Raw genomic sequence first — 17,345 nt, forward strand, 5'->3', positions numbered from 1 at the left:
AATTTTCGGATAACAATAAGTTGTTTATTTCAAAATAACAGGGTTAGTTCAAAATTGGGATTCTCGAATTGACTATTCATTAAAGGCCTTCTTTAAAATTTCCATCATTTCTAACACATTTGGGATCCTACCTTCTAAAATAATTTTTCCGTTTATGACCATTGCAGGAGTATTTGTTATTCCCATTTCTTTAAGTATAATAGGATTTTCAATTAGTTCATATCTATAATTTAAGTTCATTTTTTTTAATGCCGCATCAACGATGGGAGCTAATTTATTGCCTCCTCAACAAACTTCATTTAATAGTTTAATGTCCATAAATATACCTCCAATTCAATTATAGTACTTTAATAAGATTATATCATAATTTTACACATATAATATTTAGAAATTCTATATAAATCTAAAATATAATAAATATAAAATGTTACAATAAAGAGTTCTTAATCTATTATTAGACTAAGAGCTATTTTCTTTTATTCATTCTTTTACATAAAACTATTGACATAGCAAACTAAAGGGAATACACCATATATACTTCAATAATAAGATAACTCTAATATTTTAAGGAGATACAGAAATTGAATGTAAAACCTAAAAATTTAAAGACCTTACAAACGAAGAAACAGGTACTCTGACTATAAGTCAAGGTACCTGTTTCCTTAAATTATACTTACCAACCTCTACATTCCCATTTGTATTCACTATCTGAGACATATTCTAGGTAACTACAATTATTACAGTTATACTTAGTTACTACTTTTCTCTCCATCTCATAATCATCTCCGTAATAATGGTGAATACATTTTCTTTGCGCTCTTGTATAAAACCACTCATACTTAGTTACAGTTGTAAGTATTTCACCACCACATCCACATGTAGGAGCTAATAAATGAATTTCATCTTTGTTTTTGTTTTGCTCAAGATGTTCAAAATAAGGTATACCACAGCTACACATCAAAACTCCATCCTCAACATAAGGTTCTTGTTTGGTTTCTTGCTCCGTAACGGTAGAAGATTTTGCATCTATAGATGTATTATTAGAGGAGACATGTAGGCTTTGATTCATTCTTTTATCTGCTGATGCAAAAGTACTTAATGTGCTTATTAATACAAGAACAAGTATTAGTTTAGCTAATAATCTTTTTCTCATAACAAATTGCACCTCCTTTCACATTCACCTGTTTACTAAATATTAACAATTAACCACCAAATTGTAAAAAGTATTACAGATTGTTAATAAATGGCATTCAAAAAGATAGATAAAAGTTTGTAGCTTTGAGCAGATGCAAACTTTTTAATTTTTTGTAAATAATTTTAAAATAATTGACATAACAGTATATAAACAATATACTGTATATATACTATATATACAGTTAGGGTGATGAAATGTTTATAACCTTGTCTAATACTAACCCTGATCCTTTATATAAACAAGTTAAAGATCAGATAGTTCATGCAATAGTGATAGGAGATTTAAAGGAAGACGAGCTTTTACCTTCTATAAGAGCTATGGCAAATGAGCTTAATATAAGTGTTATTACAATAAAAAGAGCATATGCAGATTTAGAAAATGAAGGATACATAGTAACACGTCCTGGATTAGGCTCTTTTGTAACTCCAATAAACAAAGAAAGCCTAAGAAAGAAAAAGCTTAGCGAGATAAGAGGAAGGCTCAAAGAAATAACAGATGAAGCCAGCAGGTACTATATAGAAGTAAGTGATATTATAAATATCTTAAAAGAATTAGAGGAGGATAAATAATGAGCAATATTCTAGAAATTTCTAATTTACGAAAGGTGTATAAAGAATTTACTTTGAAAGATATTTCTTTAAATCTTCCAAGGGGCTATATAATGGGACTAATTGGACCTAATGGTGCTGGTAAATCTACAACAATAAAGGCGATTATGAATCTAATAAACTATGATAGAGGTAAGATTAAATTGTTTGGTCTTGACTATGAAAGCTCTGAAGAAGAGATAAAAAATAAAATAGGTTATGTAGGAGAAGAGCAGTTTTTCTATGAGGATATGACTGTAAATTGGATGGAAAAGTTTATTTCTCAACATTATAAGCAATGGAATAGAGAAAAATTCAATAGTTTAATAAAAAGATTTAATGTAAGCAGTACTAAAAAGATTCAGGAACTTTCAAAAGGAATGAGAGTAAAACTTTCTTTAGCTCTAGCTTTAGCCCATAATCCAGAACTTTTAATACTAGATGAACCTACATCAGGACTTGATCCAGTTGTCAGAAGTGAAATACTTAAAATTCTTTTAGAAGTAATACAAGATGAAAATAAATCAGTACTTTTTTCAACTCATATAACAGAAGACGTTGAAAAAATAGCAGATTATGTAACATACTTAATCGATGGCAGGATTGTCTTATCTGCTCCAAAAGATGAACTGTTAGAAAAATGGAAAACTATACACATAAAGAATGGATACGAAATTATTGAAGTGAGAAGTAAACTTGTGGGAGTTGAAAAAAATTTTTTTGGCATTTCAGGGTTAACTGATAGATTTGAAGAAATGAGAAGTATACTTAATCCATATATAGAAAAAGATATTGTAAGAGTTGAAAATACAAGTATAGACCAGATACTTATATCATTAGTAAAGGGGGCAAAATAATGTTATATATAATATATAAAGACCTTTATCAATCAAGAAAGACTATACTTCTATATTTTTTAATCGGATTAGTATTTATAGTTTCTTCTTCCTTAAATGACATGGGGATAGCAATGTCAGCAGCATTTATTTTTTTGCTAGTTTATGGTGTGGTAGTGAGGAATGAATATACTGAAGATAAAAACAAGGGATATTCGTTACTACGAACTCTTCCTATAAAGCCATGTAAAATAGTATTAAGCAAATATTTAACTGCCTTACTACTGGCAACTACTGGTGTACTATTCTATTTTATCATAGCAAAACTATCTGGGGGTAGAATTGTAATTGATAGCCTTTCAAGAAGTGTAGTACTAATAGGCGCAGGTTTTGCCCTTATATTTACAGGAATATTATATATCTTTATTTTTAAATATGGCGCTGCCAAGGCTATTAATATATCAAGGTTATTCTTCTTCGGATTTTTCTTTTTACCTGGTATTATATCATCACTTGTAAAGTATATTCCTAAACCAAGCTTCATTGAATCTGGTGAATTAGAAATAGCTTTAGAAAAGTTTTTATCTAATTTGTTTGGCTCAACTTTGATAATAGTAGGGCTATCATTAATAATTTACCTATTAACAATGCTAGTCAGTATAAATCAATTTAAAAAAAATAAAATAATGTAAAGTTTCAAAAATAGGTATGTTATAATTAATAACGTACCTATTTTTTTCCTTTGTGCTTAGAAAACTACGATAGAAGAGGTGATTATTATTAAAGCTAAAAAAGTCGAGGAATCTAAAACAAGTATTGGAAGCTTAATGGGACAAGAACATGCCAATATAGCTGGTAATGTTCATGGAGGAGAAATTATGAAATTGATGGATGATGTTGCAGGAATAGTAGCAACTAAACATGCCCAAGCAAATATTGTTACTGCAAAAGTAGATGGATTGGAGTTCCATTATCCTATACATATAAGTGATTTAGTAACCTGTACAGGGAAGTTGAGTTTTGTTGGAAATAGTTCTATGGAAGTCTATGTTGAAGTCATTGTAGAAGACATAAGAAATAGAAGGGAACCTAAACTAGCATCAACAGCTTACTTTACTATGGTGGCTCTAGATGATAATGGCAGACCTACTACTGTGCCTTCTTTAGAATTAACTAATGAAGAAGAACAAAGTTTCTTTGAAGCAGGGAAGAAACGTTATTTAGAAAAAAAACATAAATAAAATTACCTTTTTCCTAAAAAAATAGCAAAATAGATTTAATCTATTTTGCTATATATTTCACCAATTAAGTCATATTCTATAGATTCTTGTATTTTGCATTCTACAAATTCATTTATTAAGTTATTATCTCCATTATTTTTTATTAACACTACTCCATCTATATCAGGCACATCCATATAAGTTCTGCCTATATAATACTCATTATCTGGTGTTGATGATTCTATTAATACCTTATAAACATTTCCAACCTTTTTATTTAAGCTGTCTTCTGAGATTTGTTCTTGAAGCTTCATTATTTTATCGTATCTGCTATTTTTGATATCATAATCAATTTGGTTTTTTAGTCTTGCTGCAGGGGTATTATCCTCCATTGAATAAGTGAATACTCCTAGCTTATCAAATCTTGACTCTTTTACGAATTCATATAATTCATTAAAATCTTCTTCTGTTTCGCCTGGGAAGCCTACTATTAGTGTAGTTCTTAGAATTACATCTGGTATTTCATTTCTAATTTTATCTATTAGATTTCTAATACTTACACCATCACTTTTTCTGTTCATTCTTTTTAATACTGTATCTGATATATGCTGAATTGGTATATCAAAATAGTTACAAATCTTATCGTTATTTTTTACTACATTAATTAATTCATCTGTTATACTTTCCGGATATGCGTAAAGGAATCTTATCCATTGTAATTCTTCTATTTTGCAAAGTTCTTCTAAAAGCTCAGCAAGTTTTGATTCTCCATATAAATCGATTCCATATTTTGTAGTATCTTGTGCTATAACTATAAGCTCTTTTATTCCTTTTTTTGCAAGGAGCTTAGCTTCTTCTATTATATCTTCTATTGGCCTAGATATATATGGCCCCTGAATGTATGGAATAGCACAATAGGTACAATTATTATTACAGCCTTCAGCTATTTTAAGGTATGCCATATTATCTCCTGTGGTTATTACCCTATTGTTAAAGTCTAACATAGCTTTGTCATCTTTTTCCAAACCCAACAGTTTTTTAATTTCTTCCCATATGTGCTCATAATCACTTATACTTAAGAACAAATCTACTTCAGGGATTTCTTTTTCTAATTCCTCTTTATATCTTTGAACTAAGCACCCAGTTACAATTAAATATTTACATCTTTTCTTTTTTAGCTTTGCCATTTCAAATATTGTATTTATTGCTTCTTGCTTAGCAGACTCTATAAACCCACAGGTATTAATAACTATTATGTCTGCATTTTTTGCATTATTTACTATATTGAAATTATGACTATTAAATAATCCGATTATTTCTTCTGTAACTACTAAATTTTTACTACAACCTAATGAAATAAATCCTACATTCATTTTTATTTTTCCTTTCTAAATAAACAATTATCTTCTAAGCAATTTTTTTAATGTCTATTATTTTACCATAAAAGTCAAAGTAATTCTACTTTTAAAAATGTTTAAAAATGAAAATTCAAAAAATGCATTTTCAAAATCAAGACTATAAAACTTGATGTATTAGAGTCAAAAAAAGTTTTAAAAAAATAAAAAAATGGAGGATTATAGATTTTAACGTTGAATATATTTATTATAAACACAATACAATTTATTAAAGAATAAAGGAATTATTCTAGAAGGTTCGAATTCGTTGTTGAGTTCACATTTATACTTTTATTATTTTTACAAGGAAGGTTTTTTTATGGATGTTGAGGTAAGGTTATTTGCTACATTTAGAAAGGGCAGATGGAAGAGTAAACACTTAAAAATTAATAGAGAAATAAGCATAAGAGAAATAATTGAGCAAATAGAAATCAAGGAAGAAGAACTTGGAATAGTTTTAGTTAATGGAAGACACAGTGGCATAGACAATAAGCTTAAAGATGGAGATGTTCTGGCACTATTTCCTCCTATCGGAGGAGGATAAAATTTTACAACTTAATATAATATCCCGATTCATAATTGACCTTTCCTAAGGCCTTTATGAACGATAGGGCGTAAAAAGTAATTTTTACACCTGCCGGTGCGCAAAGGGATTCATATATATCAAGATTTTGATGTGTATGAATCCCTTTTTGCATTATTTAGTGGAAGTTACATTTTATCATACTCCAAAGTCTTAATATGTAACTTCTATATAAAAGTTGTAAATGCAAAATTAATCATAGTACTAAATTTTATCTATTAAAAAAATAAAGGAGGTGGTTCTGGCACCTATTATTGGTGACCAGAGGTAAAATGGCTAAAGGTATAGTTATTTCTCCAGACAAATGTACGGGCTGCAGAACCTGTGAACTTGTTTGTTCATTTAACAAAACTAATAAGTTTAACCCAAAGGATTCAGCTATTTCAGTACTATTTTATGATGAAGCTGCTGTACAAGTTCCTATGATGTGCATGCAATGTGAGGATCCTCAGTGCATGAAGGTTTGTGCAGTAAACGCAATTTCAAGAGAAGAAAAGACCGGTACTATTAAAGTTGACAGTGAAAAATGCATAGGATGTAAAATGTGTGTTAGTGCTTGCCCATTTGGAAACATCACTTATAGCTCAAGACTTAAGAAAATTGTGAAATGTGATTTGTGCGATGGTGATCCTCAGTGTGTAAAACTATGTTCTGGCGGAGCAATAGAGTACAAGGAATTAGATAGCTCATTACAGAAAAGGAAGAATATTGCTAACCAGTTTAAAGAAGTATTTGGGGAGGTGGCTAAATAATGTTTGGATGGACTGGGAAATTAATAAGAGTTAATTTAAGTAACAAGGAAATAATCATTGAGAAGCTAAATATGGATGATGCAAAATTGTATCTTGGTGGAAGAGGATTAGGCTCAAAAATCTTATGTGACGAAATAGACCCTAAAGTAGACCCATTAAGTCCTGAAAACAAACTAATATTTATGACTGGACCAATGACAGGAACATTTGCAGCATCTGCGGGAAGATTTAATGTAGTAGCAAAAGCACCATTAACAGGAACTATTGGTGCATCAAATTCAGGTGGACATTTTGGTCCTGAATTAAAATTTGCTGGCTATGATGGCATCATATTCGAGGGAAAATCTGATACACCTGTATATTTGCATATTAATGACGATACTATAGAACTTAAAGATGCACAGCATCTATGGGGCAAGGATGTTTTTGAAACTACAGATTTATTAGTTCAAGAAAATGAAGAGGATGCAAAGGTTGCTTGTATAGGGCCAGCTGGAGAGAAATTAGTTTTATTTGCAACTGTTATGAACGACAAGGATAGAGCTGCAGGTAGATCTGGTCTTGGAGCTGTTATGGGTTCTAAAAACCTTAAGGCTGTTGTGGTGAGAGGTACAAATAGTGTAGATGTAGCAAATGCAGAAGAATTCAAAAAGGCTGCATTTGATGCAAGAAATAAATTGAAAAACCATCCAGTAACAGGACAAGGACTTGCTGCTTATGGAACTCAAGTTCTTATGAATATATTAAATGAGGCTCATTCACTACCTACAAATAACTGGCAAACTTCATGGTTTGAAGACGCTGACAAAATTAGTGGAGAATATTTAACTGAAAACTACTTAGTTAGAAATAAAGCTTGTTTTGCATGTAATATGGGATGTGGAAGAGTTGTTAGAATACCTGATGGAAAATATAAAGGAATAGTTGCAGGACCAGAATATGAAGCAGGCTGGTCATTTGGAGCAGATTGTGGCATAAATGATATGAACGCTATAGATACTGCTAACCATATATGTAACTTATTAGGGTTTGACCCTATAACTATGGGTGCTACTATAGCCTGTGCAATGGAAATGTATGAAAAGGGTATAATTACCAAAGACGACCTAGGTGAAGAGCTAAAATTTGGTGATATAGAAAGTATGATAAAGTGGACTGAACGAACAGGTTATAGAGAAGGATTTGGAGATATAATGGCTGAGGGTTCATACAGGATGGCAGAAAAATATGGACATTCTGAACTATCTATGAGTGTTAAGAAGCAAGAAATGCCTGCATATGACGGTAGAGCTATACAAGGTATGGCATTAGAATATGCAACTAGTAATCGTGGTGGATGTCACGTTAGAGGATACCTAACTTCACCTGAAATATTAGGGATACCAGTAAAAACTGATCCTTTAGTAACAGAAGGTAAAGCAGCTTTACTAAAGACTTTCCAAGACTTAACTGCTATGGTTGATTCATCAGATATTTGCTTATTTACTACATTTGGTATAGGATTGCCTGAAATTGCAAGTATGCTCAGGGGGGCTACAGGACTTGAGCTATCTGATGAAGAGATACTTGAAATAGGCGAAAGAATTTGGAACCTAGAAAGATTGTTTAATATTGAAGCAGGATTTACTAGAGAAGATGATACATTACCTAATAGACTTCTTAATGAATCTGTAACTACTGGACCTGCAAAGGGTAAAGTAGCTGAACTAGATAAAATGCTAGATGAATATTATCAATTAAGAGGTTGGGATGAGCATGGTATTCCAACTGATGTAAAAATTGATGATCTTAAAATAGATTCAAAAGCTATAGAAGCTAGCTGCTAAACAATTATAGAACATCCACTATGGCAAATAGTGGATGTTCTAAATATTTAACTAAGGGTGATGACTATGAACACTGATTCCATTAATGGTTATAAAGAATCGATAGAAATACTGAAAAAATATCCTAGTGAAAAGAGATACACTTTAGCAATACTCCAAGACGTACAAAAGGAATATGGCTTTATACCAAGGGAAGTCATGGGTTTTGTTTCAGAATATTTAAGTCTACCTATAAGTGATATATATAGTATTGCAACTTTTTATAAAGCACTAAGCTTAAAAGCAAAGGGAAAATATGTTATAAAGGTATGCAATGGAACTGCATGTCATATAAGGGGTTCCAACACATTAATAGATGAAGTAACAGAAGTTTTAGGGATAAAACCAGGAGAAACCACAGAAGATGGATTGTTTTCAATTGAAATAGTTAACTGCTTAGGTGCTTGTGCCCTTGCTCCAGTTATGGTTGTAAACGAGAAATATTATGGTAATATGACAAAAGAAAAAGTCAAAACTGTTATAGATAAGTATAAGGGGGCAGGTACAAATGAGTAATGTTAGTGATAATGATAGAAAGATATTAGTATGCTGCGGAACTGGCTGCTTAGCAAATAACAGCTATGAAATTTATAAAAGACTTAATGAAAAATTAAAGGGCACAGAGATTTCTGTACAACCACTAATAAAATCAACAGGCTGCAATGGTTTATGCGAAAAGGGACCAGTAGTAAAAATAATCCCAGATGATATTTCATACTTCAAAGTTTCAGTTGATGATGTTGATGAGATAGTGGAAAAAACCATATTAAAAGGTGAAGTAATAGACAGGCTATTATATTTCGACACTAATGAAAAGAAAAAAATAAAGTCCCATAAGGAAGCTTCATTTTATAAGCATCAACATAAGATTGCTCTGAGAAATATTGGTGAAATAGATCCATTAAGTATTGAGGATTATATAGAAAGAGAAGGATATAAAGCATTAAAAAAGGTTTTATTTGAGATGAGTCCTGATGAAGTGATAACAGAAATCGAAAGCTCAGGCTTAAGAGGTAGGGGTGGAGCAGGCTTCCCAACTGGCAGAAAGTGGAGAACCTGTGCTGGCTATGATAGCTTTCCTAAATATGTAGTATGCAATGGAGATGAAGGTGACCCTGGAGCTTTTATGGATAGAAGTATAATGGAAGGTGACCCCAATACTGTAATAGAGGGTATGATTATATGTGGATATGCCATAGGTTTCCACAAAGGCTATCTATATATTAGAGACGAGTACCAGCTTGCGAGGAAGAATATGCAAGAGGCTATTGATAATGCCAGAAAGTACGGATATTTAGGTAAAAATATACTTGATAGTGGATTTGATTTTGATTTGGAAATTGTTAGAGGCGGAGGAGCTTTTGTTTGCGGTGAGTCCAGTGCTCTAATGACTTCTATTGAAGGAAATGTTGGAGAGCCTAGAGCTAAATATATAAGAAGTGTAGAAAAAGGATTGTGGGATCAACCTACTGTCTTAAACAATGTAGAGACATGGGCTAATATACCTCCAATTATAGTAAATGGAGCAGAGTGGTTTAAGAAAATAGGGAAAGAAGGAAATTCAGGAACTAAGGTCTTTTCTTTAGTAGGAAAAGTAAAAAATACTGGTTTAGTTGAAGTACCTATGGGAACTAAATTAAGAGAACTTGTATTTGACATAGGTGGAGGAATAATAAAGAATAGACCATATAAGGCTGTTCAAACAGGAGGGCCGTCTGGAGGATGTATTCCTAAAGAGCAATTAGATGTTTCTCTTGACTTCGATTCATTAAGTAGTATAGGTTCAATGATGGGTTCTGGTGGGATTATAGTAATGGACGACACTACATGTATGGTTGAAATAGCTAGATACTATATGGAGTTTCTTTCAGAAGAATCCTGCGGCAAATGTACCACATGTAGAGAAGGCATAAATACTATGCTTAAGATACTTACCAATATTACAGAAGGCAGGGGGAAGCTAGAGGATATAGACCTGCTTCTCCAGTTAGGCGAAACTATTGAAGAAGCTTCATTATGTGGCTTAGGGAAAACAGCACCAAATCCAGTTTTAACCACCATTAAATATTTTAAAGATGAATATATTGAGCATATAGTAAATAAAAGATGTCCTGCTGGAGTATGTAAAAATCTAACTAGCTATTATATAGACAAAGAAAAATGTATAGGATGTGGCTTATGTGCTAAGAAGTGTCCTGTAGATGCTATTACTGGCAATAGGAAAGAACCTCATACCATAGATAAGGATAAATGCATTAAATGTGGTACTTGTTTTACTAATTGTGCAGTTGGTGCAGTAAAGACTGGAGGTGCTCTAGTTGAAGCTTAAAATAAATGGAAACTATTATGAAGGCAAAGCAGGAGAAACACTTATGGAATTAGCCAAAAGAAACAATATAAATATTCCTAGTCTTTGTCATAAAAAAGGATTTGAGGGATTAGGAAGATGTAGATTATGTCTTGTGGAAGTAAAAGAAGGACATAGGACAAAAGTCGTTTCTTCATGCGTATATCCAATTAAAGATGGCGTAGAGGTAATAACCAACTCTGATAAGATATTAAAAATGAGAAAAAATATTATTATGCTTCTACTGTTAAGGACTCCTAATAATGAATATATTAAGAATTTGGCAAAAGAATATGGAGTTGTAGCACCTGAAAGATATATGAATACTGATGAAAAAGAAGACTGCGTTTTATGTGGGTTATGTGTTAAGGCATGTGAAACCATGGGAACCAATGCAATATCAATGGTCAATAGAGGTACAACTAAAAAGGTATCTACTCCTTATGACGATGCTTCAAAGGATTGCATAGGATGTGGAGCCTGTGCAGAGGTCTGTCCTACCAAAGCAATAAGCTTAATAGATAAAGATGGAAAGAGAATAATATGGAATAGAACATTTGATTTAATTAAGTGTTCTAAATGTGGCAGATATTATACAACAAATGAAGCTTTTCATTATGCTAATAATAAGCTGGACATAATAATTGAAGAACCATTATGTGAAGACTGCAAAAGAAAGTTGACAGGTGAGAAGTTCAAGGAAGTTTTTGAAAAACTATAGTTTATTTTAATACCAAGACACTGCGTTGTCTTGGTATTTTTATTTAATGTTTTTTAAGTTGACAACTTACTAACAAAAAAGAGGAGATTTAAGAGTTATATAGAAAGTATTTATAGAAAATATTTATGGATATTATTAATATAGCAATTGAAAGTTTCCGAGTTATTTTACCTAAGTTATATTTAATATGGTGGATAACCGTTAGGTATAAATAGAAATATTTATGCCTCCCGTATTTGGAAAGGAAACAGCGAGCAAACCAGCTTTATAATTCTTTGATTATTGGCTAGTGAGTAGTTTCCTTTTGAAACTACTTTTTTTGTGCTTATAAAAATAAACGAGGAGATTACATGGGAAAAAAATATTTGGTTTTATTATTTATAATAATTTTACTTGTCTGTGTAGTTAGTTTGACTTTTATATATTCTAAAGATGTAAGGGAAGTCCAGATAATTAAAGGATCTGAAGATAAAACAAATGGCTATGCCATATATACTGAAGATGGAGACGTCTTATATACTGAAAATTTAGAAGTAAGTAATTCTATTTTAAATAATGTAATAGTTAAGTGTAATGATTTTACTGTGAAAAACCCTATAGGAATAGTTGATAACCCTCCAAATAAAAGTATTACTGATATAAAGGATATGGTTTTAAAGTCTTTAGAATCAAATGATAGCATTCTAATAATATATATTGATGGTTTAGGATATGAACTCTACGAGGAATCTATCAATCTAGGATACTTGCCTTATATATCTACATTAGAAAAGGGAGCTAAAGCACTTACTGTATATCCGTCAATAACAGATGTAACATTTACGTCTATGGTAACTGGAGAAACGCCAAAATATACAGGGATACATAGTAGAGATAAAAAGAAATTAGAGGTTGATACCATATTCGACATAGCTTCACAGCAAGGAAAGAGCTCAAAGATAATCGAAGGTAATATGAGAATAGTCATTGATGAAGTTGAGACTGTTTTAAATATAGATGAAAACAAAAATGATACTATTGATGATGAGATTTATGAAACTGCAATGATAGAATTAGAAAATCCAACAGATGTACTTTTAGTTCATTTTCATTCATATGATGATTTTGGACATAAGTATGGACCTGACTCTACACAAGCTTTAAAACAGCTTAAAGTATTGGATTCTTATGTAGAGAATATGGTAAGTAAATTTTCAGGAAAAGTAATAATAACGTCAGACCATGGTATGCATAATGTAGGGAATGGAGGAGAACATGGTACCTTTTTATCTTTAGATATGTTTATACCCATAATAGTCAAAGAATAATTTTAAAATAAAGTAGGGATGGACTATGAAGAGATTTTTAAATAGATTTTCAATGTTTGATTTAGTGATCATAGCATTGACTTCGGCTTTAGGTATAGCAATAAAGCCCATAATAGTGCCTTTAATACACATAATAACTGGTCCGCTTTTTATTCCCGGCGGTGCAGCAGCAGGCGGTTTTTATATGCTATGGCTGGTTTTAGGTATAGGCATAACAGGAAAGATAGGTACAGGAACTCTTATAGGATTCATACAAGCTTTACTAGTTATTATAACAGGTGCATATGGTACACATGGAGCAATTAGCATTATTACATATACTTTACCTGGAGTTATGGTTGATGTTGGAGCAAAATTAGCAAGAGAAAGATTTTTTAGTACAACAGTATTTTTTATTCTTGGATTGATAGCTAATGTTTCTGGAACATTTTTGTCTTCATTAGCATTTTTTAGACTGCCATTAATTCCATTACTTTTATCATTAAGTGCAGCATCATTATCAGGTGGGCTTGGGGGTCTTATAGCATACAAAATTGCCAAAGAGTTGAGAAAGACAAATATTATAAATAACACAAATAGGCAAGGTGATGTCAGTGAAAAATAAAAGTGTTATATTCGTAATTGTATTATTAGCAATTGCAACACTTGTTTTAGCCTTTTTAAACAAAGGAAGTATAGATGTAAGTGGTTATGAAGGAACTGTAAAATTTATATCAGGAGAAAATTCAATAGAGTTGAGTTTTGAAGAAATTACTAGCTTAGATTATGAAGAATTCAGTGCAGTTGAAGATACTTCTAGCTCTGGACCTGCTGCACGTAAATATAAAGGAGTATTGCTTAAAGAAGTATTAAATGAAGCATCTATAAGTGATGAGGTCATATTAAGTTCTACAAAGATAATGGTTAAAGGGTTAGACGGGTATGTAGTAGCTATACCTCCAGAGGAGATAATGGGAAATACATCATATTTAGTTTTTGAAAAAGATGGTAAAGAACTTGGAACTATGAAAAGTGGTGGTAGCGGCCCTATTCAGCTAGTAGTTAAATCTGACCCATTTAGTCAGAGATGGTGCAAATACGTTTCTGAGGTAATAGTGGAATGAGAACTATATTAGAGACAAGAGAGCTATCTTTTTCTTATTCTGAGGAACATAAAAAAGTACTGGATTCAATCAATATTAATATAGAAAGAGGAAGCATAACAGCTATTGCAGGATTAAGTGGCTGCGGTAAAAGCACATTAGCCTTTTGTTTAAGTGGTATCATACCTAAGAGCATACTTGGCAAATTACATGGAATTGTATTGATAGATGGTAAAGATATAAAAGAATTTTCTCTGCCAAATTTATCTCAAAAGATAGGTGTTGTATTTCAAAATGTAGATAATCAATTGTTTCTTCCTACTACAGAAGCAGAAATTGCTTTTGCATTAGAGAATTTATGCTTTTCATATGATGACATTCATAGAATAGTGGCGAATACTTTAGGAACACTTGGTATAGAACATTTAAGACATAAAAATCCATCTAAGCTTTCCGGGGGAGAGAAACACTTAGTGGCAATTGCTTCAGTGCTTAGCTTAGACCCAGAAATTATCATATTAGATGAGGCATTATCTCAATTAGATGAGGAAAATAGAAATTTAGTTATTAATGCAATTGAGATGTTAAGTAAGAAAGGAAAGACTATTGTGCTTATTGACCATAGAGTTGAAAATCTAATAATTGCAGATAGTATTTTACTTATGAGAGATGGAACAATAATAGATAGAATTGAAGGTGGTCAAAGCCATGAGTTTTTATACAATAGACTCTATAAGTTTTTCTTACAATAAGACTGAAACATTATTTAAGGACGTAAGCTTTAATATAGAAAAGAATCAGAATATAGGGCTTATTGGACCAAATGGCTGTGGTAAAACAACATTAGCAAATATTATGATGGGAATTTTGAAGGTTCAAAGTGGGGAAGTATACCTTCAAGGTAAAAACATAAAGCAATTGTCATTATCGGATATAGGAAAGAGGGTTGGTTATGTCTTTCAGAATCCAGAGGTTCAATTATTCTGTCCAACGGTGAAAGACCAAATGTACTTTAGCATTAGATACAATAAAGATATTGAAGAGGATCAAATAGATGAAAAAATTAAGCACTTGTTGTATATTTTTGAATTAGATAAGCACAAAGACCATAGTCCCTTAAATTTAAGTATAGGAGAAAAGCAGAGATTGGCTTTGGCTTCTGTACTATCTAGAGAAGTTGAATTTTTAATATTAGATGAACCTACTACAAGCCTTGATATTTTGAGAATTAATCAACTAGAGAAATATTTATCTATAATACAGCAAAAAGGTATAGGATACTTAATTATAAGCCATGATAGAGGTTTTTTGAACAAACATGTGGACAAACTCCTAATATTAAAGTCAGAAGGAGTTGAACTTATTTGATAAATATTGACCCTAGAACTAAATTGATAATAGTTTTTTTGATTTCTGCTATTGCCATTATTATAGATGAGTTGCTTCTTTTAATAGTACTTCTGTCACTTACATTCCTAATATGTAAGGTATTGTCAATAGATTTGTTAGAGGTTGCAAAAAAGCTTAAGAAATTATGGACATTCTTTTTTGTATTAGCTTTCATACAGAGCATCTTCACTTCAGGTGGAGAACCTGTATTAGCTATAGGAAATATAAAAATACTAACTACAGATGGACTTGTAAGTGGAATTTCAGTTGTTATTAGAATGACTATAATAATATGTTCTGCTTTAATAATTGCTTCTTCTCCAATTATGAAAACCATCTATGGACTTATAGCTATGAAACTACCTTATGAAATTGCTTTTATGGTTTTGATAGCTATAAAATTCCTTCCTATATTTAGAGAAGAATTTTTGAATTCAGTAATAGCAGTACAATTATCAGGAATCAGCTTAGAAAAAGTACCTTTGAAAGAGAAAATTTCTATATATAAATATATATTAATGCCTTCAATAGTAAAGGCATTAGATAAAGCCAGATACATATCAATATCTATGGAAAGTAGAGGCTTTAGAGCTTATGAATGTAGAACCTCTTATTGTAAACTTCAAATGAGGAAAATTGACTATGTACTTATTTTTGCTACTACATTAATTGCACTTATGATTATTTTATTACAATTTAATATCATCGGTTAGGAGGACTAGGATGAAGATTTTCTCTGTTTATGGATATTCGAAGTCAGGTAAGACAACAACTATAGAAATGCTTATAAGAGAATTAAAAAAACGTGGATACTCTGTAGGAACAGTAAAGGAAATTCATTATGAAGAATTTACAATGGAGGTTGAAGGGTCTAATACAGATAGACATAGAAAGGCGGGGGCAGATTTAGTATCTGCTAGAGGACTTTATGAAACCAATATACTATATAAAGAAAGATTGCCAATGGAAGATATATTAAAATACTATAATCAGGATTTTGTCATATTAGAAGGAGTTACAGATTTTGATGTACCTAAAATACTATGTGCTGGTTCAATAAAAGATATTAATAAGCGAATGAATTCAAGTGTCTTTGCATTAAGTGGCGTAATCAGTAATGGATTATTAGAATATAATAATCTTCCTGTCATTAATGCAATGAATAATATAGAAATGCTAACAGATTTAGTGGAAAGTACAGTGCAGGATTGGGAGAGTAAGTAATGGATTTCGAAATGTTGAAAAGATTGAAAAGCAAAAGGAATAAAGTATATTTGATAAATCTCAAGGAAGGTACAAGTGAAAGACTTGCTATTTTAAAAGAATACAGCTTAGAAAATAGAAAATTATTAGATATAGAGTATGATAATATAAATATGCTTAAAGATTCTGATATATTAGTTCCGGAAATATTATATAAGAATAAAGATAGTCTCATTATGGAATATGTTCAAGGTGAACTTGTTGTGGATTTAGTAGATAGATTGAAGATAGGAAAATGGTTAGACAAGCTTGCATTGTGGATGACAAAACTACATGATATAAAAAAGGGTAAGAATAGTCTTTTAAAAAAGGATGTAAACCTCAGGAACTTTATATATAGCAATGGCAATATTTACGGGCTGGACTTTGAGGAAGTTGGATATGGTGATATAAGATTAGACTTATCAAATATCTGTTTTTTCATACTTAGAAATGAACCTTCATTTAAAAAAGAGAAATATACTATGATGAACAGGTTCTTGGAAAGCTATGAAAATTATTCAAAGAAAAAGCTTAAAGATATGGACAGCTTCCTTCTTTTAGCCACTACAGAGGCTGAGAAAAGAAGAGCAATAAATAACAAAACTAAATAAAATACTCCGATTTTATTCATCTAAACAGAGTTATACCTGCATGATGTTTAAAACGATAGGGCAATGTGGGAAACTACATTACCTTCCAGTGCGAAAAGGGGTGATGTTGATGTATTTTTGAAGACTTCTTTTTGTTTAAAAGAAGTTTTACTTTTTTGAGCTACTGCAAAAGTGACTATTACGAAATCAAAGATTTCGGCAATCTGCTTTA

At 31.4% G+C, this 17,345-nt stretch carries 21 protein-coding genes and 2 riboswitches; of the genes, 18 read left to right on the top strand and 3 right to left on the bottom strand.

What is annotated here, in order from left to right:
* Positions 1-72 precede the first annotated feature (72 nt).
* Complete coding sequence (locus tag ABV008_RS06950; RefSeq protein ID WP_352419125.1) at positions 73-264, bottom strand: thioredoxin family protein; 192 nt, start codon at positions 262-264, stop codon at positions 73-75.
* Between the two features lie 409 nt (positions 265-673).
* The gene (locus ABV008_RS06955; protein WP_352419094.1) at positions 674-1,153 is read right to left on the bottom strand and encodes a hypothetical protein; all 480 of its coding nucleotides are present in this window, start codon (positions 1,151-1,153) and stop codon (positions 674-676) included.
* A 248-nt stretch (positions 1,154-1,401) separates the two neighbouring features.
* On the opposite strand from ABV008_RS06955, the gene ABV008_RS06960 reads away from it, so the two are divergent.
* From ABV008_RS06960 to ABV008_RS06975, 4 genes are all read left to right on the top strand, one after another.
* Positions 1,402-1,764 carry a GntR family transcriptional regulator gene (locus ABV008_RS06960; RefSeq protein WP_352419095.1) on the top strand — a complete coding sequence of 121 codons (363 nt, stop codon included), beginning with the start codon at positions 1,402-1,404 and terminating at the stop codon, positions 1,762-1,764.
* Complete coding sequence (locus ABV008_RS06965) at positions 1,764-2,639, top strand: ABC transporter ATP-binding protein (protein WP_352419096.1); 876 nt, start codon at positions 1,764-1,766, stop codon at positions 2,637-2,639. The genes ABV008_RS06960 and ABV008_RS06965 overlap by 1 nt, the downstream gene beginning before the upstream one ends.
* Positions 2,639-3,310, top strand: coding sequence for an ABC-2 transporter permease (locus ABV008_RS06970; protein ID WP_352419097.1), 672 nt, complete (start codon positions 2,639-2,641; stop codon positions 3,308-3,310). Before ABV008_RS06965 ends, ABV008_RS06970 begins: the two co-directional genes overlap by 1 nt.
* A 78-nt stretch (positions 3,311-3,388) precedes the next feature.
* Entirely contained in the window at positions 3,389-3,859 is a 471-nt protein-coding gene (locus ABV008_RS06975) for an acyl-CoA thioesterase (protein WP_352419098.1), read from the top strand.
* 35 nt (positions 3,860-3,894) lie between these two features.
* Here the strand turns inward: ABV008_RS06975 and rimO are convergent, their stop codons facing one another.
* Positions 3,895-5,211: a 30S ribosomal protein S12 methylthiotransferase RimO gene (gene rimO / locus ABV008_RS06980; protein ID WP_352419099.1), complete on the bottom strand. Its 1,317-nt coding sequence runs from the start codon at positions 5,209-5,211 to the stop codon at positions 3,895-3,897.
* Positions 5,212-5,551: 340 nt separating this feature from the next.
* On the opposite strand from rimO, the gene ABV008_RS06985 reads away from it, so the two are divergent.
* From ABV008_RS06985 to ABV008_RS07050, 14 genes are all read left to right on the top strand, one after another.
* Complete coding sequence (locus tag ABV008_RS06985; RefSeq protein WP_352419100.1) at positions 5,552-5,776, top strand: MoaD/ThiS family protein; 225 nt, start codon at positions 5,552-5,554, stop codon at positions 5,774-5,776.
* A 296-nt stretch (positions 5,777-6,072) separates the two neighbouring features.
* Positions 6,073-6,567, top strand: a complete 495-nt coding sequence (locus ABV008_RS06990; protein ID WP_352419101.1) for a 4Fe-4S dicluster domain-containing protein — start codon at positions 6,073-6,075, stop codon at positions 6,565-6,567.
* Positions 6,567-8,393: an aldehyde ferredoxin oxidoreductase family protein gene (locus ABV008_RS06995; protein ID WP_352419102.1), complete on the top strand. Its 1,827-nt coding sequence runs from the start codon at positions 6,567-6,569 to the stop codon at positions 8,391-8,393. The genes ABV008_RS06990 and ABV008_RS06995 overlap by 1 nt, the downstream gene beginning before the upstream one ends.
* Before the next feature lie 66 nt (positions 8,394-8,459).
* Positions 8,460-8,948 (top strand): NADH-quinone oxidoreductase subunit NuoE, encoded by a 489-nt coding sequence (gene nuoE / locus ABV008_RS07000; protein WP_352419103.1) that lies wholly within the window; start codon positions 8,460-8,462, stop codon positions 8,946-8,948.
* Positions 8,941-10,761, top strand: a complete 1,821-nt coding sequence (locus ABV008_RS07005; RefSeq protein ID WP_352419104.1) for an NADH-ubiquinone oxidoreductase-F iron-sulfur binding region domain-containing protein — start codon at positions 8,941-8,943, stop codon at positions 10,759-10,761. The genes nuoE and ABV008_RS07005 overlap by 8 nt, the downstream gene beginning before the upstream one ends.
* The gene (locus tag ABV008_RS07010) at positions 10,751-11,500 is read left to right on the top strand and encodes a 2Fe-2S iron-sulfur cluster-binding protein (RefSeq protein ID WP_352419105.1); all 750 of its coding nucleotides are present in this window, start codon (positions 10,751-10,753) and stop codon (positions 11,498-11,500) included. The genes ABV008_RS07005 and ABV008_RS07010 overlap by 11 nt, the downstream gene beginning before the upstream one ends.
* 143 nt (positions 11,501-11,643) lie before the next feature.
* Positions 11,644-11,763, top strand: a riboswitch (molybdenum cofactor riboswitch).
* 87 nt (positions 11,764-11,850) lie between these two features.
* Complete coding sequence (locus ABV008_RS07015) at positions 11,851-12,807, top strand: alkaline phosphatase family protein (protein ID WP_352419106.1); 957 nt, start codon at positions 11,851-11,853, stop codon at positions 12,805-12,807.
* A gap of 25 nt (positions 12,808-12,832) precedes the next feature.
* Positions 12,833-13,411: an ECF transporter S component gene (locus ABV008_RS07020; RefSeq protein ID WP_352419107.1), complete on the top strand. Its 579-nt coding sequence runs from the start codon at positions 12,833-12,835 to the stop codon at positions 13,409-13,411.
* Entirely contained in the window at positions 13,401-13,910 is a 510-nt protein-coding gene (locus ABV008_RS07025; RefSeq protein ID WP_352419108.1) for a molybdopterin-dependent oxidoreductase, read from the top strand. The genes ABV008_RS07020 and ABV008_RS07025 overlap by 11 nt, the downstream gene beginning before the upstream one ends.
* Positions 13,907-14,641, top strand: coding sequence for an energy-coupling factor ABC transporter ATP-binding protein (locus ABV008_RS07030; RefSeq protein WP_352419109.1), 735 nt, complete (start codon positions 13,907-13,909; stop codon positions 14,639-14,641). Before ABV008_RS07025 ends, ABV008_RS07030 begins: the two co-directional genes overlap by 4 nt.
* A complete protein-coding gene (locus tag ABV008_RS07035) occupies positions 14,598-15,257 on the top strand; it encodes an energy-coupling factor ABC transporter ATP-binding protein (protein ID WP_352419110.1) in 660 nt (219 codons plus the stop codon). The genes ABV008_RS07030 and ABV008_RS07035 overlap by 44 nt, the downstream gene beginning before the upstream one ends.
* Entirely contained in the window at positions 15,254-15,991 is a 738-nt protein-coding gene (locus ABV008_RS07040) for an energy-coupling factor transporter transmembrane component T family protein (protein WP_352419111.1), read from the top strand. The genes ABV008_RS07035 and ABV008_RS07040 overlap by 4 nt, the downstream gene beginning before the upstream one ends.
* A 10-nt stretch (positions 15,992-16,001) precedes the next feature.
* The gene (gene mobB / locus ABV008_RS07045; protein ID WP_352419112.1) at positions 16,002-16,502 is read left to right on the top strand and encodes a molybdopterin-guanine dinucleotide biosynthesis protein B; all 501 of its coding nucleotides are present in this window, start codon (positions 16,002-16,004) and stop codon (positions 16,500-16,502) included.
* On the top strand, positions 16,502-17,134 hold the full coding sequence (locus ABV008_RS07050; protein ID WP_352419113.1) for a BUD32 family EKC/KEOPS complex subunit: 633 nt from the start codon (positions 16,502-16,504) through the stop codon (positions 17,132-17,134). The genes mobB and ABV008_RS07050 overlap by 1 nt, the downstream gene beginning before the upstream one ends.
* Positions 17,127-17,251: riboswitch (molybdenum cofactor riboswitch) on the top strand. It overlaps the preceding gene by 8 nt.
* Positions 17,252-17,345 lie beyond the last annotated feature (94 nt).

The sequence above is a fragment of the Proteiniborus sp. genome, from assembly GCF_040308045.1.
Lineage (GTDB): Bacteria > Bacillota > Clostridia > Tissierellales > Proteiniboraceae > Proteiniborus.

Excerpts from the sequence above, each read along its gene's own strand:
- ABV008_RS07050 (WP_352419113.1), top strand. The coding sequence starts at position 16,502 with ATGGATTTCGAAATGTTGAAAAGATTGAAAAGCAAAAGGAATAAAGTA.
- rimO (WP_352419099.1), bottom strand. The coding sequence starts at position 5,211 with ATGAATGTAGGATTTATTTCATTAGGTTGTAGTAAAAATTTAGTAGTT.
- ABV008_RS06955 (WP_352419094.1), bottom strand. The coding sequence starts at position 1,153 with ATGAGAAAAAGATTATTAGCTAAACTAATACTTGTTCTTGTATTAATA.
- ABV008_RS07035 (WP_352419110.1), top strand. The coding sequence starts at position 14,598 with ATGAGTTTTTATACAATAGACTCTATAAGTTTTTCTTACAATAAGACT.
- nuoE (WP_352419103.1), top strand. The coding sequence starts at position 8,460 with ATGAACACTGATTCCATTAATGGTTATAAAGAATCGATAGAAATACTG.
- ABV008_RS07015 (WP_352419106.1), top strand. The coding sequence starts at position 11,851 with ATGGGAAAAAAATATTTGGTTTTATTATTTATAATAATTTTACTTGTC.
- ABV008_RS06965 (WP_352419096.1), top strand. The coding sequence starts at position 1,764 with ATGAGCAATATTCTAGAAATTTCTAATTTACGAAAGGTGTATAAAGAA.
- ABV008_RS06995 (WP_352419102.1), top strand. The coding sequence starts at position 6,567 with ATGTTTGGATGGACTGGGAAATTAATAAGAGTTAATTTAAGTAACAAG.
- ABV008_RS07020 (WP_352419107.1), top strand. The coding sequence starts at position 12,833 with ATGAAGAGATTTTTAAATAGATTTTCAATGTTTGATTTAGTGATCATA.
- ABV008_RS07005 (WP_352419104.1), top strand. The coding sequence starts at position 8,941 with ATGAGTAATGTTAGTGATAATGATAGAAAGATATTAGTATGCTGCGGA.
- ABV008_RS06970 (WP_352419097.1), top strand. The coding sequence starts at position 2,639 with ATGTTATATATAATATATAAAGACCTTTATCAATCAAGAAAGACTATA.
- ABV008_RS07030 (WP_352419109.1), top strand. The coding sequence starts at position 13,907 with ATGAGAACTATATTAGAGACAAGAGAGCTATCTTTTTCTTATTCTGAG.
- mobB (WP_352419112.1), top strand. The coding sequence starts at position 16,002 with ATGAAGATTTTCTCTGTTTATGGATATTCGAAGTCAGGTAAGACAACA.
- ABV008_RS06985 (WP_352419100.1), top strand. The coding sequence starts at position 5,552 with ATGGATGTTGAGGTAAGGTTATTTGCTACATTTAGAAAGGGCAGATGG.